Origin of the sequence: Pseudomonas peli (assembly GCF_050563605.1) — a bacterium.
Taxonomy (GTDB): domain Bacteria; phylum Pseudomonadota; class Gammaproteobacteria; order Pseudomonadales; family Pseudomonadaceae; genus Aquipseudomonas; species Aquipseudomonas peli_A.
The window spans coordinates 1-262 of record NZ_JBNXUH010000407.1; the positions used below are offsets into that span (position 1 = coordinate 1).

Annotated in this window: 1 pseudogene; it reads left to right on the plus strand. The window is 53.4% G+C overall.

What is annotated here, in order from left to right:
• Positions 1–152: 152 nt before the first annotated feature.
• Positions 153–262, plus strand: a pseudogene (locus ACQ4LH_RS22120) (peroxiredoxin); the annotation flags it as partial.

Below are 262 nucleotides of genomic sequence, written 5' to 3' on the forward strand. Positions count from 1 at the left end.
TTCCTGATCAACCTGGTAGGCGTGATCAAGACCGCTGAAATCCACTCCAACGTAATCGCTCGAGACGTATCGGAAACCCTGCGCAAGCTGAAAGCCGCTCAGTACACCGCCTAGTTCGTCTCGTGGGCTCGGAAGATGTGTATAAGAGACAGTTCCTGATCAACCCGGAAGGCGTGATCAAGACCGTTGAAATCCACTCCAACGAAATCGCTCGTGACGTATCGGAAACCCTGCGCAAGCTGAAAGCTGCTCAGTACACCGC